The sequence below is a fragment of the Streptosporangium sp. NPDC001559 genome (genome assembly GCF_042893955.1).
Taxonomy (GTDB): domain Bacteria; phylum Actinomycetota; class Actinomycetes; order Streptosporangiales; family Streptosporangiaceae; genus Streptosporangium.
On the sequence record NZ_JBIAVG010000025.1, the window covers coordinates 21,166 to 39,523 of the forward strand.

At 71.1% G+C, this 18,358-nt stretch carries 16 protein-coding genes; 9 read left to right on the forward strand and 7 right to left on the reverse strand.

Going from position 1 to position 18,358, the window contains the following annotated elements:
* The first annotated feature begins 133 nt into the window (after positions 1-133).
* The 3 genes from ACFYY8_RS38300 to sppA all read left to right on the forward strand — a co-directional run bounded on the left by ACFYY8_RS38300 (position 134) and on the right by sppA (position 5,729).
* Positions 134-1,777: a glycosyl hydrolase family 18 protein gene (locus ACFYY8_RS38300; protein WP_390049806.1), complete on the forward strand. Its 1,644-nt coding sequence runs from the start codon at positions 134-136 to the stop codon at positions 1,775-1,777.
* Positions 1,778-1,965: 188 nt separating this feature from the next.
* A complete protein-coding gene (locus tag ACFYY8_RS38305) occupies positions 1,966-3,930 on the forward strand; it encodes a S8 family serine peptidase (RefSeq protein WP_390049808.1) in 1,965 nt (654 codons plus the stop codon).
* 98 nt (positions 3,931-4,028) lie between these two features.
* Positions 4,029-5,729 (forward strand): signal peptide peptidase SppA, encoded by a 1,701-nt coding sequence (sppA, locus tag ACFYY8_RS38310; RefSeq protein WP_390049810.1) that lies wholly within the window; start codon positions 4,029-4,031, stop codon positions 5,727-5,729.
* Here the strand turns inward: sppA and ACFYY8_RS38315 are convergent.
* Positions 5,698-6,957, reverse strand: coding sequence for a multidrug effflux MFS transporter (locus tag ACFYY8_RS38315; RefSeq protein ID WP_390049813.1), 1,260 nt, complete (start codon positions 6,955-6,957; stop codon positions 5,698-5,700). The genes sppA and ACFYY8_RS38315 overlap by 32 nt on opposite strands.
* A gap of 180 nt (positions 6,958-7,137) precedes the next feature.
* Here ACFYY8_RS38315 and ACFYY8_RS38320 point away from each other — a divergent pair, with 180 nt between their 5' ends.
* Entirely contained in the window at positions 7,138-7,644 is a 507-nt protein-coding gene (locus ACFYY8_RS38320; RefSeq protein WP_390049816.1) for a MarR family winged helix-turn-helix transcriptional regulator, read from the forward strand.
* Between the two features lie 21 nt (positions 7,645-7,665).
* Here ACFYY8_RS38320 and ACFYY8_RS38325 read toward each other — a convergent pair whose 3' ends face one another.
* The 5 genes from ACFYY8_RS38325 to ACFYY8_RS38345 all read right to left on the reverse strand — a co-directional run bounded on the left by ACFYY8_RS38325 (position 7,666) and on the right by ACFYY8_RS38345 (position 11,615).
* Positions 7,666-8,148, reverse strand: a complete 483-nt coding sequence (locus tag ACFYY8_RS38325; RefSeq protein WP_390049818.1) for a flavin reductase family protein — start codon at positions 8,146-8,148, stop codon at positions 7,666-7,668.
* A 75-nt stretch (positions 8,149-8,223) separates the two neighbouring features.
* Positions 8,224-9,150: an ABC transporter substrate-binding protein gene (locus ACFYY8_RS38330; RefSeq protein WP_390049820.1), complete on the reverse strand. Its 927-nt coding sequence runs from the start codon at positions 9,148-9,150 to the stop codon at positions 8,224-8,226.
* A 38-nt stretch (positions 9,151-9,188) separates the two neighbouring features.
* Positions 9,189-9,860, reverse strand: coding sequence for an ABC transporter permease (locus ACFYY8_RS38335; RefSeq protein ID WP_390049822.1), 672 nt, complete (start codon positions 9,858-9,860; stop codon positions 9,189-9,191).
* The gene (locus tag ACFYY8_RS38340) at positions 9,857-10,519 is read right to left on the reverse strand and encodes an ABC transporter permease (protein WP_390049824.1); all 663 of its coding nucleotides are present in this window, start codon (positions 10,517-10,519) and stop codon (positions 9,857-9,859) included. Before ACFYY8_RS38340 ends, ACFYY8_RS38335 begins: the two co-directional genes overlap by 4 nt.
* Complete coding sequence (locus ACFYY8_RS38345; protein WP_390049826.1) at positions 10,512-11,615, reverse strand: ABC transporter ATP-binding protein; 1,104 nt, start codon at positions 11,613-11,615, stop codon at positions 10,512-10,514. Before ACFYY8_RS38345 ends, ACFYY8_RS38340 begins: the two co-directional genes overlap by 8 nt.
* Positions 11,616-11,896: 281 nt before the next feature.
* On the opposite strand from ACFYY8_RS38345, the gene ACFYY8_RS38350 reads away from it, so the two are divergent.
* Complete coding sequence (locus ACFYY8_RS38350; protein ID WP_390049828.1) at positions 11,897-13,690, forward strand: hypothetical protein; 1,794 nt, start codon at positions 11,897-11,899, stop codon at positions 13,688-13,690.
* 17 nt (positions 13,691-13,707) lie between these two features.
* Here ACFYY8_RS38350 and ACFYY8_RS38355 read toward each other — a convergent pair whose 3' ends face one another.
* Positions 13,708-14,115 (reverse strand): acyl dehydratase, encoded by a 408-nt coding sequence (locus tag ACFYY8_RS38355; protein WP_390049830.1) that lies wholly within the window; start codon positions 14,113-14,115, stop codon positions 13,708-13,710.
* A gap of 627 nt (positions 14,116-14,742) precedes the next feature.
* On the opposite strand from ACFYY8_RS38355, the gene ACFYY8_RS38360 reads away from it, so the two are divergent.
* From ACFYY8_RS38360 to ACFYY8_RS38375, 4 genes are all read left to right on the forward strand, one after another.
* Entirely contained in the window at positions 14,743-15,351 is a 609-nt protein-coding gene (locus tag ACFYY8_RS38360) for a TetR family transcriptional regulator (RefSeq protein ID WP_390049973.1), read from the forward strand.
* A 118-nt stretch (positions 15,352-15,469) separates the two neighbouring features.
* Entirely contained in the window at positions 15,470-16,516 is a 1,047-nt protein-coding gene (locus ACFYY8_RS38365; RefSeq protein WP_390049832.1) for an MBL fold metallo-hydrolase, read from the forward strand.
* 37 nt (positions 16,517-16,553) lie between these two features.
* Complete coding sequence (locus ACFYY8_RS38370; protein ID WP_390049834.1) at positions 16,554-17,228, forward strand: FadR/GntR family transcriptional regulator; 675 nt, start codon at positions 16,554-16,556, stop codon at positions 17,226-17,228.
* Positions 17,229-17,305: 77 nt separating this feature from the next.
* Positions 17,306-18,298 (forward strand): Lrp/AsnC family transcriptional regulator, encoded by a 993-nt coding sequence (locus ACFYY8_RS38375; RefSeq protein WP_390049836.1) that lies wholly within the window; start codon positions 17,306-17,308, stop codon positions 18,296-18,298.
* The last annotated feature ends 60 nt before the right edge of the window (positions 18,299-18,358 follow it).

Below are 18,358 nucleotides of genomic sequence, written 5' to 3' on the forward strand. Positions count from 1 at the left end.
CGGTCAGCGAGCCATTGACCGCCCACGAAGGAGAACCTACGCTCTGGAAACTAATAGGAAACTTTCCTATGAATTCGGGGGCTAGGAACTCTTTGACCTGGAGCGACCCTTGCGACGAATGACCATCGGCTCCTTGATCGCAGCCACAGCGCTGATAGTCCCGGTGGGGATCGGGATGGGCAGCGCCACGGCCGCCACCTCCGCCACCGCCGTCTACACCACCACCTCTGACTGGGGCACCGGCTTCCAGGGCAACGTGACGGTGAAGGCGGGCTCGACCGCCCTGACCAGCTGGAAGGTCGAGTTCGACCTCCCCGCCGGCAAGTCGATCGCGTCCGCGTGGGACGCCGACATGACCAAGAGCGGCAGCCACTACACCTTCGCGAACAAGTCGTGGAACGGCGCGCTCGCCTCGGGTGCCACGGTGAGTTTCGGCTTCACCGGATCCCCCGGCGGAGTCTCCGGTGTGACGAACTGTAAGTTGAACGGCGCGCCTTGTGAGGGCGGGGACGCCACCCCGACGCCCACTGTGACGCCGACCGTCACCCCCACCGTGACGCCGACCGTGACGCCCACGGTCACGCCGACCGTGACCCCGACCGTGACGCCCACGGTCACCCCCACCGTGACCCCGACCATCACGCCCACCGGCCCCGCCGGGAACAAGAAGGTCGTCGGCTACTTCACCGAGTGGGGCGTCTACGGCCGTAACTACCACGTCAAGAACCTGGTCACCAGCGGCACCGCGCCGAAGCTGACCCACCTGCTCTACGCCTTCGGCAACACCGCCGGTGGCCGCTGCGCGATCGGCGACGCCTACGCCGACTACGACAAGTCCTACGGTGCCGGTGAGAGCGTCGACGGCGTCGGCGACACCTGGGACAACGGCGCCCTGCGCGGCAACTTCGGCCAGCTCCGCAGGCTGAAGAAGATGTACCCGAACCTCAAGGTCATCTACTCCTTCGGTGGCTGGACCTGGTCCGGTGGCTTCACCCAGGCCGCCGCCAACCCGCAGGCCTTCGCCGACTCCTGCTACAACGTCGTCAAGGACCCGCGTTGGGCTGACGTCTTCGACGGCATCGACGTCGACTGGGAGTACCCGAACGCCTGTGGCCTGACCTGCGACAGCAGCGGCCCCGACGCCTTCAAGAAGGTCGTCTCCGCGCTGCGCGCCAAGTTCGGCTCCAGCGCCCTGGTCACCGCGGCGATCACCGCTGACGGCGCCGACGGCGGCAAGATCGACCTCGCCGACTACGCCGGTGCGACCCAGTACCTCGACTGGTTCATGCCGATGACCTACGACTTCTTCGGTGGCTGGGACGCCAAGGGCCCGACGGCTCCGCACTCGCCCCTGACCGCCTACCAGGGCATTCCGAAGGAGGGCTTCAACACTGACGCCGCCATCCAGAAGCTGAAGGGCAAGGGCATCCCCGCCAGCAAGCTGCTCATCGGCATCGGCTTCTACGGCCGTGGCTGGACCGGCGTGACCCAGTCGACCCCGGGTGGCACCGCCACCGGTGCCGCTCCCGGCACCTACGAGGCCGGCATCGAGGACTACAAGGTCATCAAGACCAAGTGCCCCTCCAACGGCACCATCGCCGGTACGGCCTACGCCTTCTGCAGCGGCCAGTGGTGGAGCTACGACACCCCCGCCACCATCACCAGCAAGATGGCCTGGGCCAAGAGCCAGGGCCTCGGTGGCGCGTTCTTCTGGGAGACCAGCGGAGACACCCCCAACGGTGAGCTGATCACCGCGCTCTCCAACGGCCTCAAGTAATATTTCGGACACTCGGCCCTCCGTGCGCGACACGCCGCGGGGGGTCGAGCCATGTCCGGCCCCGAGATGAACCCGGGCTGAGAAGATCCTTCAAATCCGGCACGTGCTATTCACTGACGACAAAGCAGTATTTAAACTCCGTATCGCATGATCAGCAGCCGGAGCTGTCCTTATCCCCCGGAGGACGTGTGCGACTTCGAGCCCTCGTGGCCCAGGTGATCGTGCTCGGCGTCGTTTTCGGCGGGGTCCCCGCCGTACCGGCCCTCGCCGAGGAGCCACCGGCCGAAGCGGTCCAGACGGCACCGAAGCCGGAGAAGCTTGAGGCCGGGCTCGCCTCCGACGAGGACGGCGCCCGCGCCATCGTCGAGCTGGCCGTCCCCGCGCAGGCCGAACAGGTCGCGGGTGAGGCACGACTGTTGCCGGAGACCGACGTCGTGCTCCAGCCCCAGGACACCTCCTTCATCGTCGTGCAGGGCACCGGTGAGTCGCTGACCGAGCTGGCCAAGGACCCCCGGGTGGTCTCCATCCGCAGGGACCGCACCTACTCCCCCAGCTCACTCGCCTCCGGCCTGACGCTCGTCGGGGCCGACCGCGCCCACACGGAGGGAGCCGACGGACGCGGCACGACGATCGCGATCGTCGACACCGGGATCGACGCCGCCCACCCCGCCCTGGGGAACAAGGTCGTACGGCAGGCCTGCTTCTCGGTCGTCGACGTGGGCGCGCGCTCCCTGTGCCCGAACGGGCAGGACACCGACACCTCGGAGCGCGCCGCCGACGCCACCACGCCCGCCTGCCTGGACGGCCAGGTCAACCTGTGCGAGCACGGCACCCACGTCGCGGGCATCGCCCACGCCGTCGCGCCGGGGGCGGACATCGTGGCGCTCCAGGTCTTCAGCCGTGTCGACGACTGCGGGGAGGCCGGTGAGCCCTGCGTCACGGCCTACGAGTCCTCGCTCCTGCTCGCCCTCGAATACCTCACCCGGCTGAAGGACACCGTCCCCGGCCTCGTCGCGGTCAACATGAGCCTCGGCGGCGGCCTCTACGGCGGCTCCTGTGACGGCGAGCCCGAGGTCCAGGAGATGAAGGGACGCCTCGACGCGCTGCTCGCGAAGGGCGTCGCGGCCGTGGCCGCCGCCGGGAACGAGGGCTCCCCCGGCGCCGGGGCACCCGGCTGCCTGTCCGACGCGGTGACCGTGGGCGCCACCGACGACGCCGACCGCGTCCCCGACTGGTCGAACCACGGCTCCGTCCTCGACCTGTTCGCCCCCGGCGTCGACGTCGACTCCTCGGTCCCCGGCGGCAGGACCGAGATCTACAGCGGGACCTCGATGTCCACCCCGCACGTCACCGGGGCGCTGGCCGTACTGGCGCAGCGGGCCGCGGAGACGGGCGCGGACGCCTCGGCGGGCGCGCTCACCGGCAGGCTCGTCGCCGCGGGCCGCCCGATCGTCTACGACGGGGTCGCCGTCCCCCGCCTCGACCTGTACGGCGCGCTCACCGGCGCCGCCCCCTCCCCCGGGGTGACCCAGAACCCCGGCGACCCGGGTGATCCCGGTCCCGGAGACCCTGGAGACCCCGACGTCCCCGAGGAGCCCGGCGACGACCCGAGCCCCGAACCCGGCACCCCGCCCGTCGGGCCGACCCAGGCGCCCGTCCCGATCCCGCTGCCGACGGTGACCGTCACGGTGACCGTGACCGCCAGTCCGGTCGATCCGCCCGCCGTCGTGGCGCCCGTCAGGCCCACGATGTGCGTGCGCGGGACGTCGAAGAAGACGCTGAGCGCCGCGAAGTGGGCCGCCGAGCTTGGCACGGGCAAGGGCACGCTGACGGACACGACGCTCCGGTGCTACCTCGGCATGGTGGGCAAGGCCAGCAGGGTCTTCCCCGAGCTGGCCGGGGCCTCGAACCCGGCCGCCGCCCGCCGGGTGCTCAAACCCGCCAAGCGGACGAAGCGGGCGGTGTTCGAGAGCGAACTGCTGGCCGCCTGGCTGAACTGGGCCAGCGGCTCCGTCAACCTCACCGCCAAGGTGAACGGGACCACGTCGGTCGGGGACGCCCTCACCACGGCGGAGGCCAGGCGGCTGCGGGGGTCGTTCCCCTCGGCGTCGGCCTCACTGCTGAGCAGGCACGTCAACGCCCGCCGCACCTGAGCCGCCGCGGGATCGGGGTGATCGGCGCCCCCGCGCCGGTTCAGAGAGGTTCGCCGCCACAGGACTCTGTCGCGGAGACGTCGCTTAGGGTGTCAAGCATGGATGCGACCAAGGTGATCATCGACACCGTCGACCGGTTCAGGCAGCGGCGGACCGCTCCGCTGGTCCTTGAGCTCGACCTCACCGAGGGGCTCTTCGAGGGGCCTCCCGCCGACCCCCTGGGCGCGATCCTGTCCATGCGCAAGACACGGCTGGCCGACGTGCTCTCCGGCCTGCGGCGCGCGGCGAAGGACCCCAGGGTCAGGGCGCTGATCGTCAAGGTCGGAACCCGGCCCCTCGGCCTGGCGACGGTTCAGGAGCTACGCCGGTCGGTGACCCGGCTCAGGGAGGCGGGCAAGCTGACGGTGGCCTTCTCCGAGACGTTCGGGGAGTTCGGCGCGGGCACCGTCCCCTACTACCTGGCCACCGCCTTCGAGAAGGTGTACCTGCAGCCCTCCGGCGACGTCGGGCTGACCGGCGTCTCCCTCGAACAGCGCTTCCTGCGGGGCGCGCTCGGCAAGCTCGGCGTCGAGTACCAGATCGGCCAGCGGCACGAGTACAAGACGGCCGCCAACACCTTCACCCAGGACCACATGACCGACGCCCACCGCGAGTCGCTGGGCCGCATCACCGAGTCGATCGTCGAGCAGGTCGTCGCGGGTGTCGCCGAGGGCCGCGGCCTCGAACCCGCCAAGGTCAGGGAGCTGATCGACCGGGGGCCGTTCATCGGCGCCGAGGCGGTCGAGGCCGGGCTCGTCGACCGGCTCGCCTACCGCGACGAGGTCTACGACGAGGTGCGCAGGGCCGCGGGCGAGGAGTCCCTGCTGCTCTACGTCGGCCGTTACGCCAAGGGGCCGATCGCGGGCAAGCTCCCGCAGCCGGGCGGCCAGACGGTCGCCCTGGTGCACGGCAGCGGCCCGATCCGGCTGGGCCGCAGCGGGCGCAGCCCTCTGGGCGGGGGCGAGGCGATGGGGTCCGACACCGTCTGCGCCGCGCTGCGCGCCGCCCGGCGCGACGAGCACGTCAAGGCCGTCGTCTTCCGGGTGGACAGCCCCGGCGGGTCCTACGTGGCCTCCGACGCCATCTGGCGTGAGGTCGTGCTCACCCGCAGGGCGGGCAAGCCCGTGGTCGTCTCGATGGGCGACGTCGCGGCCTCCGGCGGCTACATGGTCTCGATGTCCGCCGACGCGATCGTGGCCCAGCCGGGCACGCTCACCGGCTCCATCGGCGTGTTCGGCGGCAAGGCCGTCATCGGCGGCCTGCTGGACAAGATCGGGGTCTCCACCGAGTCGGTCGGCGAGGGCGCCAACGCCGGGATGTTCTCCTCGACGCACGCCTTCTCCGAGGCCCAGTGGGAGCGGATCAACGTCTGGCTCGACCGGGTCTACGACGACTTCGTCAACAAGGTGGCCGACGGGCGCGGCCTGTCACGGGAGCGCGTCCACGAGCTGGCCAGGGGCCGCGTCTGGACGGGCGCCGACGCCCACGAGGGCGGGCTCGTCGACGTGCTCGGCGGCCTTGAGGACGCCCTCGCCCTGGCCAGGCGCAAGGGTGGTCTGGCCGAGGACGCCCCGGTGCGCGCCTACCCCCGGCTCAACCCGATCGAGCGCCTGCGCCCGGCGGACTCCAGCGAGGACAAGGCCGCCGCCATGACGCGGCTGCGCCTTGAGTCGTGGGGGCCGCTGGCCCACCTGGCCGCCGAGCTCGGCCTGCCGTCCTACGGGCCGCTCATGCTTCCCGGGTCGTGGACGATCCGCTGAGCCGTACCGGCTCTCCGTGACCCTGCCACGGACGGGCGAACACCAGGGCCAGGGCGGCCAGCACGAGGGCGGCCAGCATGACCGCGGCCGTCGGCGTCGGGCTGTCCGTCCCGAACAGGCCCGCCAGCGGGGAGGCGGCGGCGCCCAGCACGAACTGGGTGCCGCCGAGGAGGCCGGAGGCCGCTCCCGGGGCGTCGTGACCGAGGGCCTGGACGATGGTCGTGCTCGCGGGCAGGACGAGACCGAAGCCGACGATGACCAGGAAGAGGCAGACCCAGGTGACGACGAGCCCGCCGCCCGTGATGAGGAGCACCGCGAGCAGTACGGCCGTCGCCGCCAGGGCGGTGCCCAGGCCCACGGCCAGCAGGGTGTTGATCCCGACCCGGGAGGCGACCCGCCCGAAGACGATTCCGCCGACCAGCATGCCGAGGGCGTTGACAGCGAAGATGAGGCTGTACTGGGTGGGTGAGACGCCGTAGACGTCCTGGAACACGAACGCCGAGCCCGCGATGTAGGTGAACAGGGCCGCGCCGCAGAAGGAGGAGGTGAGGACGTACCCCATGAGGGCGCGCCTGCCGAACAACCCGGCGATGGCCCTGAAGGTCGTGCCGACCCCGCCCGAATGCCTGCGGGAGGCGGGCAGGCTCTCCGGCGCCCAGGCCAGGACGCCCAGCACCAGCAGGACGCCGAAGCCCGTGAGCGCCGCGAAGACGACCCGCCAGGAGGCGACGCCGAGGATGGCCCCGCCGAGCACCGGGGCGGCGATCGGGGCGAAGGACACGATCACCGACAGGGTCGCGAAGTGACGCGGGGCCTCGGGAGTACCGTGGAAGCGGTCGGTGAGGACGGCACGGCCGACGACCATGCCCGCCGCTCCCGCGACGCCTTCGAGCAGGCGGGCGACGTTGAGCACGTCGACGTTCGGGGCCAGCGCGCAGACCAGCGAGAACACCGTGAACAGCGTCGCGCCGCCGAGCAGGACCTTACGGCGGCCGACGGCGTCGCTGACCGGGCCGAGCAGGATCTGCCCGACGGCCAGGCCGATGAGGAAGGCCGTCATGGACAGCTGGACCGACGACTCGGTCGTGCCGAGAGACCTGACCAGCCCGGGGAAGCCGGGGACGTACATGTCCGTGGCCAGCGGGGCGACGGCGCCGAGGGCCGCGAGCACGACGAGCAGCCGTCCGACGCGCTCCGGCGGCCGTTCACCGGTCGCTGTGTCCGTCACTGTGTCTGTCACTGTGTCTGTCACTGTGGGGGCGACGAGAGGGGGGTCCTTGGGCATGGGCGCGAACTGCTTTCTCGCCACCGGGCGAACGTGACGCCGCTACGATGGGCGACATCGGCAACAGGTAGTTAACTAGTTAACGGATATAAGTAGTTTACAGGTTAACGAATTGGAGGGCTCATGCAAGCCCCCTCCCACCGTGCGTTCGAGCGGTGGCGGCAGAAGTATCCGGGCCTCGACACCTCCTCGATGGAGGTCGTCGGCCCGCTGAAACGGGTTCAGGCGCTGCTCGACCTGGCCATCGAGCCGCTCTTCGCCGGCGCCTCGGTGACCTCCCCCGAGCTGGACGTGCTGCTCCGGCTGCGGTACGCCGAGCAGCCGACGATCGCCAGGCAGCTCGCCAGGCAGATGAGCCGCTCCCCCGCCGCGCTGAGCAAGACCCTGGCCAAGCTGGAACGGCGTGGCTACATCAGCCGCACCGCCAACCCCGCCGACCGCAGGGCCGCCCTGGTCCACCTCACCGACGAGGGCAGCGAGGTCGTGAACACGCTGTTCCCGCAACAGCTCGCCGTCGAGGTGCGTCTCCTCAGCGGCATGACCGCCCAGCAGCGAGCCCAGATCATCGAGGGGCTCACCCAGCTGGTCGAGGTCATGGAGGCGGGCCTGCGCGACATGACGGCCCCCTGAACGCGCCCCGGTACGGCGGGCTCAGCCGCCGGCCGGGCGGTAGCGGGCGCGTAGCCGTACGAGAGGGGTCAGGCCGGGGGTGACGTAGTCGACGGCCAGCACCCTGGCGACGAAGAGCGTGTGGTCCCCGGCGGGGACGACCTTGACCGTCTCGGCCTCCAGGGCGGTCACGCCGCCGTCCACGACGAGCGCCTCGCTCAGCGCGCCCCGGTGGTGCGGCGTCCCGGCCAGCAGGAGCCGGGCGCCGGGACGGCCCGCGGTGGCGAACCGGCTGGCGATCGCCTTCTGCCCGCCGGACAGCACACTGGCGGCCCAGCGGTCGCGGCGCAGCAACAGTTCGTTGAGGTAGCCGCCGCTGTCCATGCTCACCATGACCAGCTGCGGATCGAGCGAGACCGAGGTGAAGGTGCCGACGGTCGCCCCCACGTCGTCGCGCTCGTCCTTCACCGTGACGACCGTCACGGCGGTCGGCACCTGTCCCATGGCCTCGACGAACTCGTTCATTGGTCAATCATGGCGAAAACGGCGCACGGCCCGCGCCGCGGGGCGGCACGGGCCGTGCTCGAAGACCGGCGAGGGTCAGGCGAGACCGTTCTGGGTCAGCCAGTCCTTGGCCACCGTGGCGGCGTCGGCCTTGTCGATCGAGACGCGCTTCATCAGCGTGAGCAGCCCGGCGGTGTCGAGCTTGGCGGAGACCGCGTTCAGCGCGCCGGTGACGGTCTCGTTCACCCCGGCCTTGTTGACCAGGGGCGCGACGTTGCCCGCGCCGAAGACGTGCTTGGTGTCCTGCAGCGAGACCAGGCCGTTGATGATCACCTTGGGGTCGGTGGTGAAGACGTTGCCGACCTCGATCGTGCCGTCCTTGATGGCGTCGGCGGTCGCGTCACCGGTCTTCTTCCACTCCTTGAACTCCAGGCCGTAGACGTCCTTGAGGTTCTTCTCCTGGCGGGTCTGGAACTCCGGCGGGCCGCCGACGGTGGAGTTCTTGGCGATCTTGGCCAGGTCCTCGATCGTGACCAGGCCGACCTTCTGGGAGAGCTCCCTGGTCACGGTCAGCGAGTCGCTGTCCTCGGCCGCGGCGGGTTCGAGGACCTCAAGCTCGGCGGGGAGCTTCTCCTTGAGCGCGGCGACGACGTCTTCCTTGCTCTTGGCGGTCGCCGACTTGTCGATGAAGGCGAGCAGCGAGCCGACGTACTCCGGCAGGATGGTCAGGCCACCGCTCTTGACCTGCCCGTAGAGAACCTCGCGGCTGCCGATGTTGAGCTTCTTCTCGACCTGGACGCCCTTGGCCTCAAGGGCCTGGGAGTAGATCTCGGCGAGCAGGACGTTCTCCGGGAAGTTCGCCGAGCCGACGACGACCTTGCCCCCGCCACCCCCGGACGCCGGCGCGGCCCCGGAGTCTGCCGGGGTCGGGGAGGTGTTGGTGAGCGGATCACCGCCACCGCACGCGCTGAGTGTGAGCGCCGCGGCGAGGGTGACCACCACGGTGCTGAAAAGGCGCTTCATCGTGCTTTTCCCTTCTAAGGCGGGAGGTAAAGGTGACATTACCGTACGGCGTTACGCCGCCTCACCCCCGGTGAGACCACCAGTCTCTGGATCAGAACGAAGACGAGTTGGATGAGCAGGGCGAGCAGCGCGACGAGCACCGCCCCGGCGAGCGTGCGGGGGTAGTCGTTGGTGGCGAACCCGTCGACGACGTAGCGCCCCAGGCCTCCCAGCCCGACGAAGGCGGCCACGGTCGCGGTCGCCACCACCTGGATCGCCGCGAGCCGCAGGCCCAGCAGGATCAGCGGCAGCGCCACCGGCACCAGCACCCGCCCCAGGACCTGGCCGCCGCGCAGGCCCATGCCGTACGCGGCGTCCCTCAGGTCGGGGTCGACGCCCCTGATGCCCTCGTAGGTGTTGACGAGGACGGGCGGCACGGCCAGCGCGACCAGCGGGATCAGCACCGGCAGGTCGGTGCCCAGGCCGGCCAGCAGCACGACCAGCACCAGCAGGCCGAGTGTGGGCAGGGCGCGGGCGGCGTTGGCGCTCAGCACGACCAGCAGCGCCCCCCTGCCGGTGTGCCCGATCCACAGCCCGAGCGGCAGCGCCACCAGCATGGCCAGCAGCAGCGCGACCGCGGAGAACTGCAGGTGCTCGGCCAGCCGTACCGGAATGCCGTCGGGGCCCGACCAGTTGGCCGGGTCGCCGAAGAAGTCGACCAGCCAGTTCATGTCGTCCCCCTCGCCCGTGACCACGGGGTGAGCAGTCGCTGGGCCAGCACGAGCAGCGCGTCGGCGATCGCGGCCAGCAGCACGACCAGCACCACGCCCACGATGATCGGGGTGTAGAACTGCCGCTGCCAGCCGTCGATGAACAGGTAGCCGAGGCCTCCCCTGCCCACCAGCGCGCCCACACTCACCAGGCTGATGCTGGAGACCGCGGCCACCCGCAGCCCGGCCAGCACCACCGGGACCGCGATCGGCAGCTCGACCAGCAGCAGCCTGCGCAGCGGGGTGAACCCCATGGCGACCGCGGACTGGCGCACGTGGTCGGGCACCGAGCCGAGCCCGTCGACCACCGCCGGGATGAGCACCGCCAGTGAGTAGAAGACGAGCGGGACGATGACCGTCGCCCTGGTGGCCAGGCCCGTGACCGGGATGAGCATGACGAAGACGGCCAGTGAGGGAAGCGAGTAGGTCACGTTCATGACGCTCATGGTCGGCTGGTAGATCCCGCGCCAGCGGACGCAGGCCAGCCCGAGCGGAAGCGCGACGAGCAGCCCGACGACGATCGGCACCAGCGACATGACGACGTGATCTTCGAGCAGGGACTGGATGGAGGGCCAGTTACGCCCGATCCAGTCCCAGCGGACCAGCGGCTCCTCACGCATGGGCGCCCCCGGCGACCCGGTCGAGCGCCTCGTTCAGCGCCTCGCGGGTGACCACGCCCTCGGCCCGCCCGGCGTCGTCGACCGCGATCGCGCACCCCGACGGGGACAGCAGTGTCGCGTCAAGCGCCGCGCGCAGCGAGTCGCGCCCCCTGACGAACGTCCCGTACGGCGCGGGCCGCACGTCGGCGAGCGTGCCCGAGACGGGCAGGTCGGCGACCTTGACCCAGCCGAGCGGCCTGCCGTCCTCGTCGAGCACCGCCAGCCAGGGGTCGGTCGCGGCGCGCAGACCGGCGACCTCGGCGGAGACGGGCGCGGTGAGGTCGGTGCGCAGCCGTACCTCCTGGCCGGGGACGAACGACAGGCGCCTGATGCCCCGGTCGCGGCCGAGGAACTCGCGGACGAAGTCGTCGGCGGGCCTGGACAGGAGGGTCGCGGGGTCGTCGAGCTGGGCGAGGTGGCCGCCGACGCGCAGCACGGCCACCCGGTCGCCGAGTTTGACGGCCTCGTCGATGTCGTGGGTGACGAAGACGATGGTCTTGTTCAGCTCGGCCTGCAGCCGCAGCAGCTCCTCCTGAAGGCTGGTGCGCACGATGGGATCGACCGCGCTGAACGGCTCGTCCATCAGCAGCACCGGCGGGTCGGCCGCCAGCGCGCGGGCGACGCCGACACGCTGCTGCTGCCCACCGGAGAGCTGGAAGGGGTAGCGCTCGGCGAGCGCGAGGTCGAGCCCGACCCGTTCGAGCAGCTCCATCGCGCGGTCGCGGGCCTTCTTCCTGTCCCAGCCGAGCAGGTGGGGCACCGTCGCGACGTTGTCGACGATCTTGCGGTGCGGGAAGAGGCCCGCCTGCTGGATGACGTAGCCGATGCCCCGGCGCAGGGTCGGCGGGTCGATGGTCGTGACGTCGACGCCGTCGAGGAGGACGCGGCCCTCCGACGGGTCGATCATCCTGTTGATCATGCGGAGTGAGGTGGTCTTGCCGCATCCTGAGGGACCCACGAAGACCGTGATCTCGCCTGTCGGCGCCTCAAGGCTGAGACGGTCGACGGCCACGGTCCCGTCGGCGTAGCGTTTGGTGACCCCGTCAAATGTGATCATGCGCAACCTCATGCTTCTCGGCAGGGCCGCGGCCCCCCTGCCACAACCGCCCCATGATCTGTCCGACCGACAGCCTACGGTGGCCCTCCGACATTCGACCCCGTCCCCCCGGGCCAAGTCATCCGGGATCGTGAGATATCGAGCAAAAGAGCACTCAATAGTGCCCAGAATCTCGGCGTCTCACCACGATTACCCATATCGTGGACATCGACCCCTCCAGTCACACGCACCACGGGCTTTTCGCCCTCGCTTCTCACCACGACCCCAGAGGAACCGGTCTCGTGAACCAACCGATCCTCGGTCAGCGCTCGCGCGGCGAACTGATTACCGAGCTCTATGACACGCACGCCGCCGGGCTGTTCGCCTACTGCCACGACCAGCTGGGCGATCCGGGGGCCGCGGGCACGGCGCTGGCGGCCGTCTTCGCCACTGTCGCCTCCGCAGGCGCCTCCTCAGGCACCTCCGCTCTCTCCTCCTCGGGCGCCGTCTCCGACGCACGGCCGCCGCGCGCCGCGCTGTACGCGCTCGCCCGCCGTGAGATCCACCAGCGGGACGTCGTCCACTCCGTCCCGCCGCCCGGCGCCGACCCGGTCTCCCTCTTCGTCGACCGGGTGCTGCACGACCTGCGCCCGCACCAGCGCGAGGTGCTGTACCTGTCCGGCGTGTGTGAGATGGACACCGCCGAGCTGTCCTGGGTGCTCGACGTGGCCGCCGACACGGCCGACGAGCTGACCGTGAGCGCCTGCCGCCGCTTCGCCCAGTCCCTCCAGCTCGCCCTGGTCTCGGCCAGGGTCCCGGCCCACCTGGCCGACTCCTTCGGCGCGCTCGGTGTGGCCCCGATCAGGGACGTGCTCGTCCGCGCCCCGTGGGCCGTCCCGCCCGCCGGGCTGCGCGCGGCCGTCCTGGGGCTCCCCGGTGCGCCGGCGCTCCCCTCGGCCTCCCCCACACGGGCCCCCGCGCTGCCGGTGTCACTCAGGCCCCTGTGGCCGACGCCGCCCGCCTGGCCGCTGCCGCTGGCCGACACCGACGCCCTGACCAGCACCAGCGTCTTCACCACGCCGGAGCTGCCGCCGCCCTTCTCCCCCGCGGACTTCTTCCCCGCCGCGCCCTCGCGGGACAACTTCCCCGACCCCTTCTCCCCGCCGGACCCAGAAGCGGTCTCCGCGCACGAGGCGGCGACCGAGCCGATGCCCAAGCTCAAGGACTCGGTGCTGAGCGCGCTCGACGAGATCGTCCCGCGCACTCCCCGGCGCAGACTCCAGCGACCCAGGCCTCGCGGGGCGAAGCCGCTACCCGCCCCGATCCCGGGGGACGTGCTCGACGACGCGCCCGCCACCCGTCAGGAGGGCGCCGCCGAGGACCTGTTCCAGCCGTTCACCCCCGAGCCGAGGCCCCGGCAGCACTCCGACAAACTGGTCGCCGCCGCCCCCAGGGAGACGGCCCCCGAGGACTTCGCCGCCTTCGAGGCCTCCGGGGCCTCCGGGGCCGTGACGCCGCTGCCCGGCTGGCCGCTGCGGGCCGAGGAACTGGACGTCGCCGCCCCGGTCCTCCCCGAGCCGGAGGCCGTACGGCCCGGCCCGGCCGGCTGGCCGCTGCGGACCGACGAGCTGGGCGCCGCAGAGGCTCCTGCGGCCCCCATGGACTCTGTGATCCCCGTGGACTCTGTGGACTCCGTGGGGCCCGACGCCTCCGGTGACCGTGCCAGGCACGCGAGAAGGCCAGGCCGGAGCGTCAGGAGAACGGGCGCGCACCGCGGCGCGAACGCGGAGCAGCCCGGCGACGAGACCCCGGTCTCCGCGCTCCTCCACGAGAGCCTTCCCGAAGACCTTTCCGGTGCGCCGGACTCCCCTCGTGAGATCCCCGCGGAACCCGAGACCGTCGGCGTCCCGGAGAAGGCCCCCGCCACACGCCTGTCGCGGTTGGGCGGGAGGGCACGCCGCAGGCGCGGGCAGGCCAGGCGGGGCGGGCAGCGCCACGACTGGGCGTGGGAGCTGTTCGGTTTCGTCATCTGCGTGGTCTGCGTGGCGATCGCGATGCTCGTCTTCTTCGCGATGCCCACCCCGCTGACGCCCTGACGCCCGGCCCGGCGCTCTCAGTGGTCGGGGAAGGCGAGACGGACGGTGCCCGAGACGTGTGTTCCGAGGCCGATCTGTCCCAGGATCCGCACCGTGAGCCTCTCGCCCTCACGGGACATGACGGTCCCGGTGAGGGCCAGCGTCTCCCCTGCGTGGGCGGGAAGGCCGAGCTTGACGTTGATCCCGCGGACCAGCGCCTCCGGTCCCGCCCAGTCGGTGACGTACCGCTCGACGAGGCCCATCGTGGTCAGGATGTCGAGGAGGCCGCCCTCAGGGTGGTCGCGGTGCGGTGGGGCGAGGCCCGCGGTCGAGGTCAGCGTGATCGTGGCGGTGGGCAGAAGGGTTCCGACCTCGACGACCGCCGCCTCCTTCCCGGGAGACCCGCACCTGCGAGCCGACTCGTCATCCTGCTGGCGGTACGTCACACACGACGGCATACCGATACCCACTTCTCCAGGTGGGCGGCCCACGACGCCGCCACCGCCCACACACCTTCCGGCAGTTACCACCACCGTCCCTCCCGGCGCCGGGGGTCACGGCGCACGGCGAGGCCGCGGGTCCTCGCCGTGACAACCGCGCTCCCGCGACGTGCCACGCCGTACGGCCCGGCGGCCCGGTCGGTGGGGGAAGGACCGCACCCGACGCGTCCCGGGCCCGGCGTCCGCCCCCGGCACACCCTTCCAGAAGAAGGCGGTCCCGCCTTTCCCCCTGTCTTCCGGAGGGTACGGCTCGCATGTGTCGGGCTGGTTTTTCCCTCCCCAGGGCGAAAATCCAGTACCCGAGGGCTTCCATGCAGTTGGGTAGAACCAATTACATTTTTCTTCCCGCCCCATACCTGCCCCAGGTTGGCAACAGGGCTCCATAACACGCGTGACATGTGGAGACAGGGGCCCCTGTAACTGACAGATAACCCACCGGAGCGGGCGAAGGTCAGATAACGTGTTCTCATGCGTACCCCGCGTGCGGCCATGGGTCTCCCGGTCACCCCGCGCCCCGGCGGAGCTCCGGCCACCGGCGGCGCCGGACCGGCCATGATCGAGGGGGCACCCGGCATGCAGAGCGAACCGCACCCGAGCGGTGTCCGCGCGAGAAGCCAGCACCAGCGCCGCAGGCGCATCGTCCAGGCCGCCGCCGCGCTGGCCTCCCGCGGTGGCGTCGAGGCCATGCAGATGCGCACCGTCGCCGAGCGCGCGGGGGTCGCCCTCGGCACGCTCTACCGCTATTTCCCCTCGAAGATGGACCTGGTCGTCGCGGTCGTCAGTGACGAGATCGACCTGATCGAGGGCAGCATCGAGCGCAGACCCCCGGCCACGACCGTCCCCTCTGGCCGTGCCGTGGACGTGCTGATGCGCGCGACCCGGGGCCTGATGCGCGAGCCCGAGCTGGCCGACGCCCTCGTCCGTTCGCTGATCACGGCGGAGATCGGCACCCCGTTCGCCGAACGGGTGACCGGCCTGCTGCTGCGCGTCTCCGGGCACGAGCTCGACGCGCGGACGGCGACCGAGGAGCAGCGCGTCCTTGCGGGTTCGCTGACGAGTGTCTGGGTGCACGAACTGCTGGCGATGCTCAGGGGGCAGCGGACCCACGACCAGGTCCAGCGCCATCTGGAGATCACCGCGACCCGGCTGCTCGCCGATTTCCCCGCCCCGCCTTCACCCTGAGCGCCGGCACGCGTTACTGTCGGCGAGGCGAACAGACTAACGTTCTAGAGCGACGCGCCGGGAATTCCCTGGACCGTGGAGCCGCCGGGACGACGCCGACAGACAGGGAGCGCCGCCGTTGAAATCCCTCCGCAGGCCCTACAGCGAACAGCGTCCGACCGACATCGGCGGCGGGGTGTGGAGCGTGCCCGTGCCGATCCCCGGCAACCCCCTCGGATACACGTTGATCTACGCGATCGAGTCCCCCGCCGGGCCGGTGCTGGTCGATGCGGGCTGGAACCACCCCGACGCCTGGCTGGCCCTGCGGGACGGGCTGGCCGCGACCGGCATGGACATCCGCGAGGTCAGGGGGGTCGTCGTCACCCACTTCCACGCCGACCACGCCGGACTCGCCGGTCAGGTGCGGCAGGAGTCCGGGGCCTGGATCGCCATGCACGAGGCCGACGCCGAGCTGGTCAGGACCATGCGCGAGGCCGAGGAGGACGCCCAGCGCACCCAGCGGGCCGGGATGCTGCGCCGGGCGGGAGCCGGTGCCGCCGAGATCGAGGCGGTGACCACGGCCTACCGTCCCGAGCCCCCCGCCGCACCGGACAGGACGCTGCGCGACGGCGACATGATCGACCTTCCCGGGCGCAGGCTCCGCACCGTCTGGACCCCCGGTCACACCCCGGGTCACGTCTGCCTGCACCTGGAGGACGCCGACCGGCTCTTCACCGGGGACCACGTGCTGCCGAACATCACCCCGCACATCGGCGTCTACCCCTACGACCGGACCGACATGGACCCGCTCGGTGACTTCCTGGCCTCGCTGGAGAAGGTGGCGGAGCTGGGACCGCTCGAAGCCCTGCCCGCCCATGAATGGATATTTCAGGACACGGCGGAGCGGGCGCGGGCGATCCGCGCTCATCACGAGGAGAAACTCACCTCCCTGATGGCCCTGCTGGCCGAGGCGGGTGAGCCGCTCACCATCTGGGAGGTCGCCTCACGGATGACCTGGAAGCGCTCCTGGGACGACCTGCCCTCCATGCTGCGCGGCATGGCCGCCGCCGAGGCCGCCGCCCACCTGCGCGCCCTTGAGGTACGGGGCCGGGTCCGCCGTACCACCGAGGGGAGCGCCAAGGGGGACCCCAAGGAAGATATGGTGCGCTTCGCCGTACACTCATAGACATCCGATGTCTGAGAGTGACCAGGGAGGACGAAGCGTGGCGGTCACCGACACCGCTATCGACAGGATCAAGCAGATGATCCTGGAGGGCGAGATCCCCCCTGGCGGCAGGCTTCCGAAGGAGGCCGACCTGGCCGAGCGACTCGGCCTGTCGCGCAACTCCCTGCGCGAGGCCGTCCGCGCCCTGGCGCTGATCAACGTGCTGGACGTACGGCAGGGCGACGGCACCTACGTGACCAGCCTGGAGCCTCGTCTGCTGCTGGACGCGATGGCGTTCGTGGTCGACTTCCACCAGGACGACACGGCGCTTGAGTTCTTCCAGGTCCGCCGGATCCTGGAGCCCGAGGCGACCGCGATGGCCGCCACCCGGATGACCGAGGCCGAGATAGCCGAGCTGCACGAGATCCTCACCCGGCTGCCCGAGAACCCGAGCGTCGAGCAGCTGACCGCCAACGACCTGGAGTTCCACCGGCGCATCGCGGCGGGTTCGGGGAACGCGGTGCTGTGCTCCCTCATCGAGAGCCTCTCGGGACCGACCACGCGGGCCAGGCTCTGGCGGGCCCTGACCAGGGAGAACGCCCTGACCAGGACGCGTGAGCAGCACACCGCGATCTACGAGGCCATCGCCGCCCGGCAGCCCGAGGTCGCGCGCGCCTGGGCCACGGTCCATGTCGCCGGAGTCGAGGAGTGGCTTCGTAGCGTGCTCGCCTGAGTGGATATCGCATCATAAAAGATCACAAAGCCGTACTCTTGGGGCGGAACGATTCCCCGACGACGAGGATGCCCCCCATGCAGCCACTCGATGGAGCCGACTTACGGGTGGTGGCCGCCCTTCAGGTGAACGGACGCGCCACCTGGGACCGCATCGGAAGAGTGCTGGACGAGTCGACCCGCAACGTGGCCAGACGGGCCACCCGGCTGACGGAGGCGGGCGTCCTGTCCGTCGTCGGAGTGGTCGACGACCGCCGGATCGGCTCGGCGATCCTGCGGCTGCGCTGCCGGCCCGGTTCGGTGATCGACGTCGGCGCCGCGCTGGCCGAGCTGCCCCAGACCCGGTTCGTCTCGCTGGTCTCCGGCTCCGCCGACTGCACCGCGGAGCTGTGCGTGGCCGACGACGCCCTGGTCGATCTGATCTTCCGGGACATCCCCTCGATCGACGGGGTGGTCGAGAGCACCACCTACCCGGCGCTGCGTTACTTCAAGACCCCCCAGGAGTGGCACGTGGACGTGCTCACCCCGCAGGAGGTCGAGGGACTCCTCGAACAGTGGACACCGCTGCCCGAGCGCTTCCAGCGCGCCGGTGACACCCCCTCCGCCGAGGACGAACGGATCATCGCCGCGGTCGCCGCGGACGGCCGGGCCACCCACGCGGAGATCGCGGCGGCCACCGGCATCAGCGAGTCGACCGCCCGCCGCAGGCTGGACTCCCTGCTCCGCAGGGGCATCCTGCGCATCCGCGCGGAGATCGAGCCCGCCTACCTGGGCCTGCCGATCGAGGCCGCGCTCTGGCTGCGGGTCGCGGAGCGGGAGGTCGAGGTGGTCGGCCACGCCCTGGCCAGGCTGCCGAAGGTGAGATACGTCCTGGCGGTCGCGGGCGACCACCAGCTCGTGGCCCACGTGGCCGTCCCCGGCCGCTCCGAGCTCTACGAGATCCTCAGGGAGATCGGCGGGCTGACCGGGATCAGGGCGATCGAGACGACGATGACGCTCCTGCCGCTGAAACGCGGCTTCATCATCAAGCGGGACGGCATCGCCGACCGCTGGGCGGGTCCGGTCGGCTGATCCGGGTCTCTCAGGCCGGTGCGGGGGCACCGGTTCTCGCGGACCGGAGGCCACGCGCGC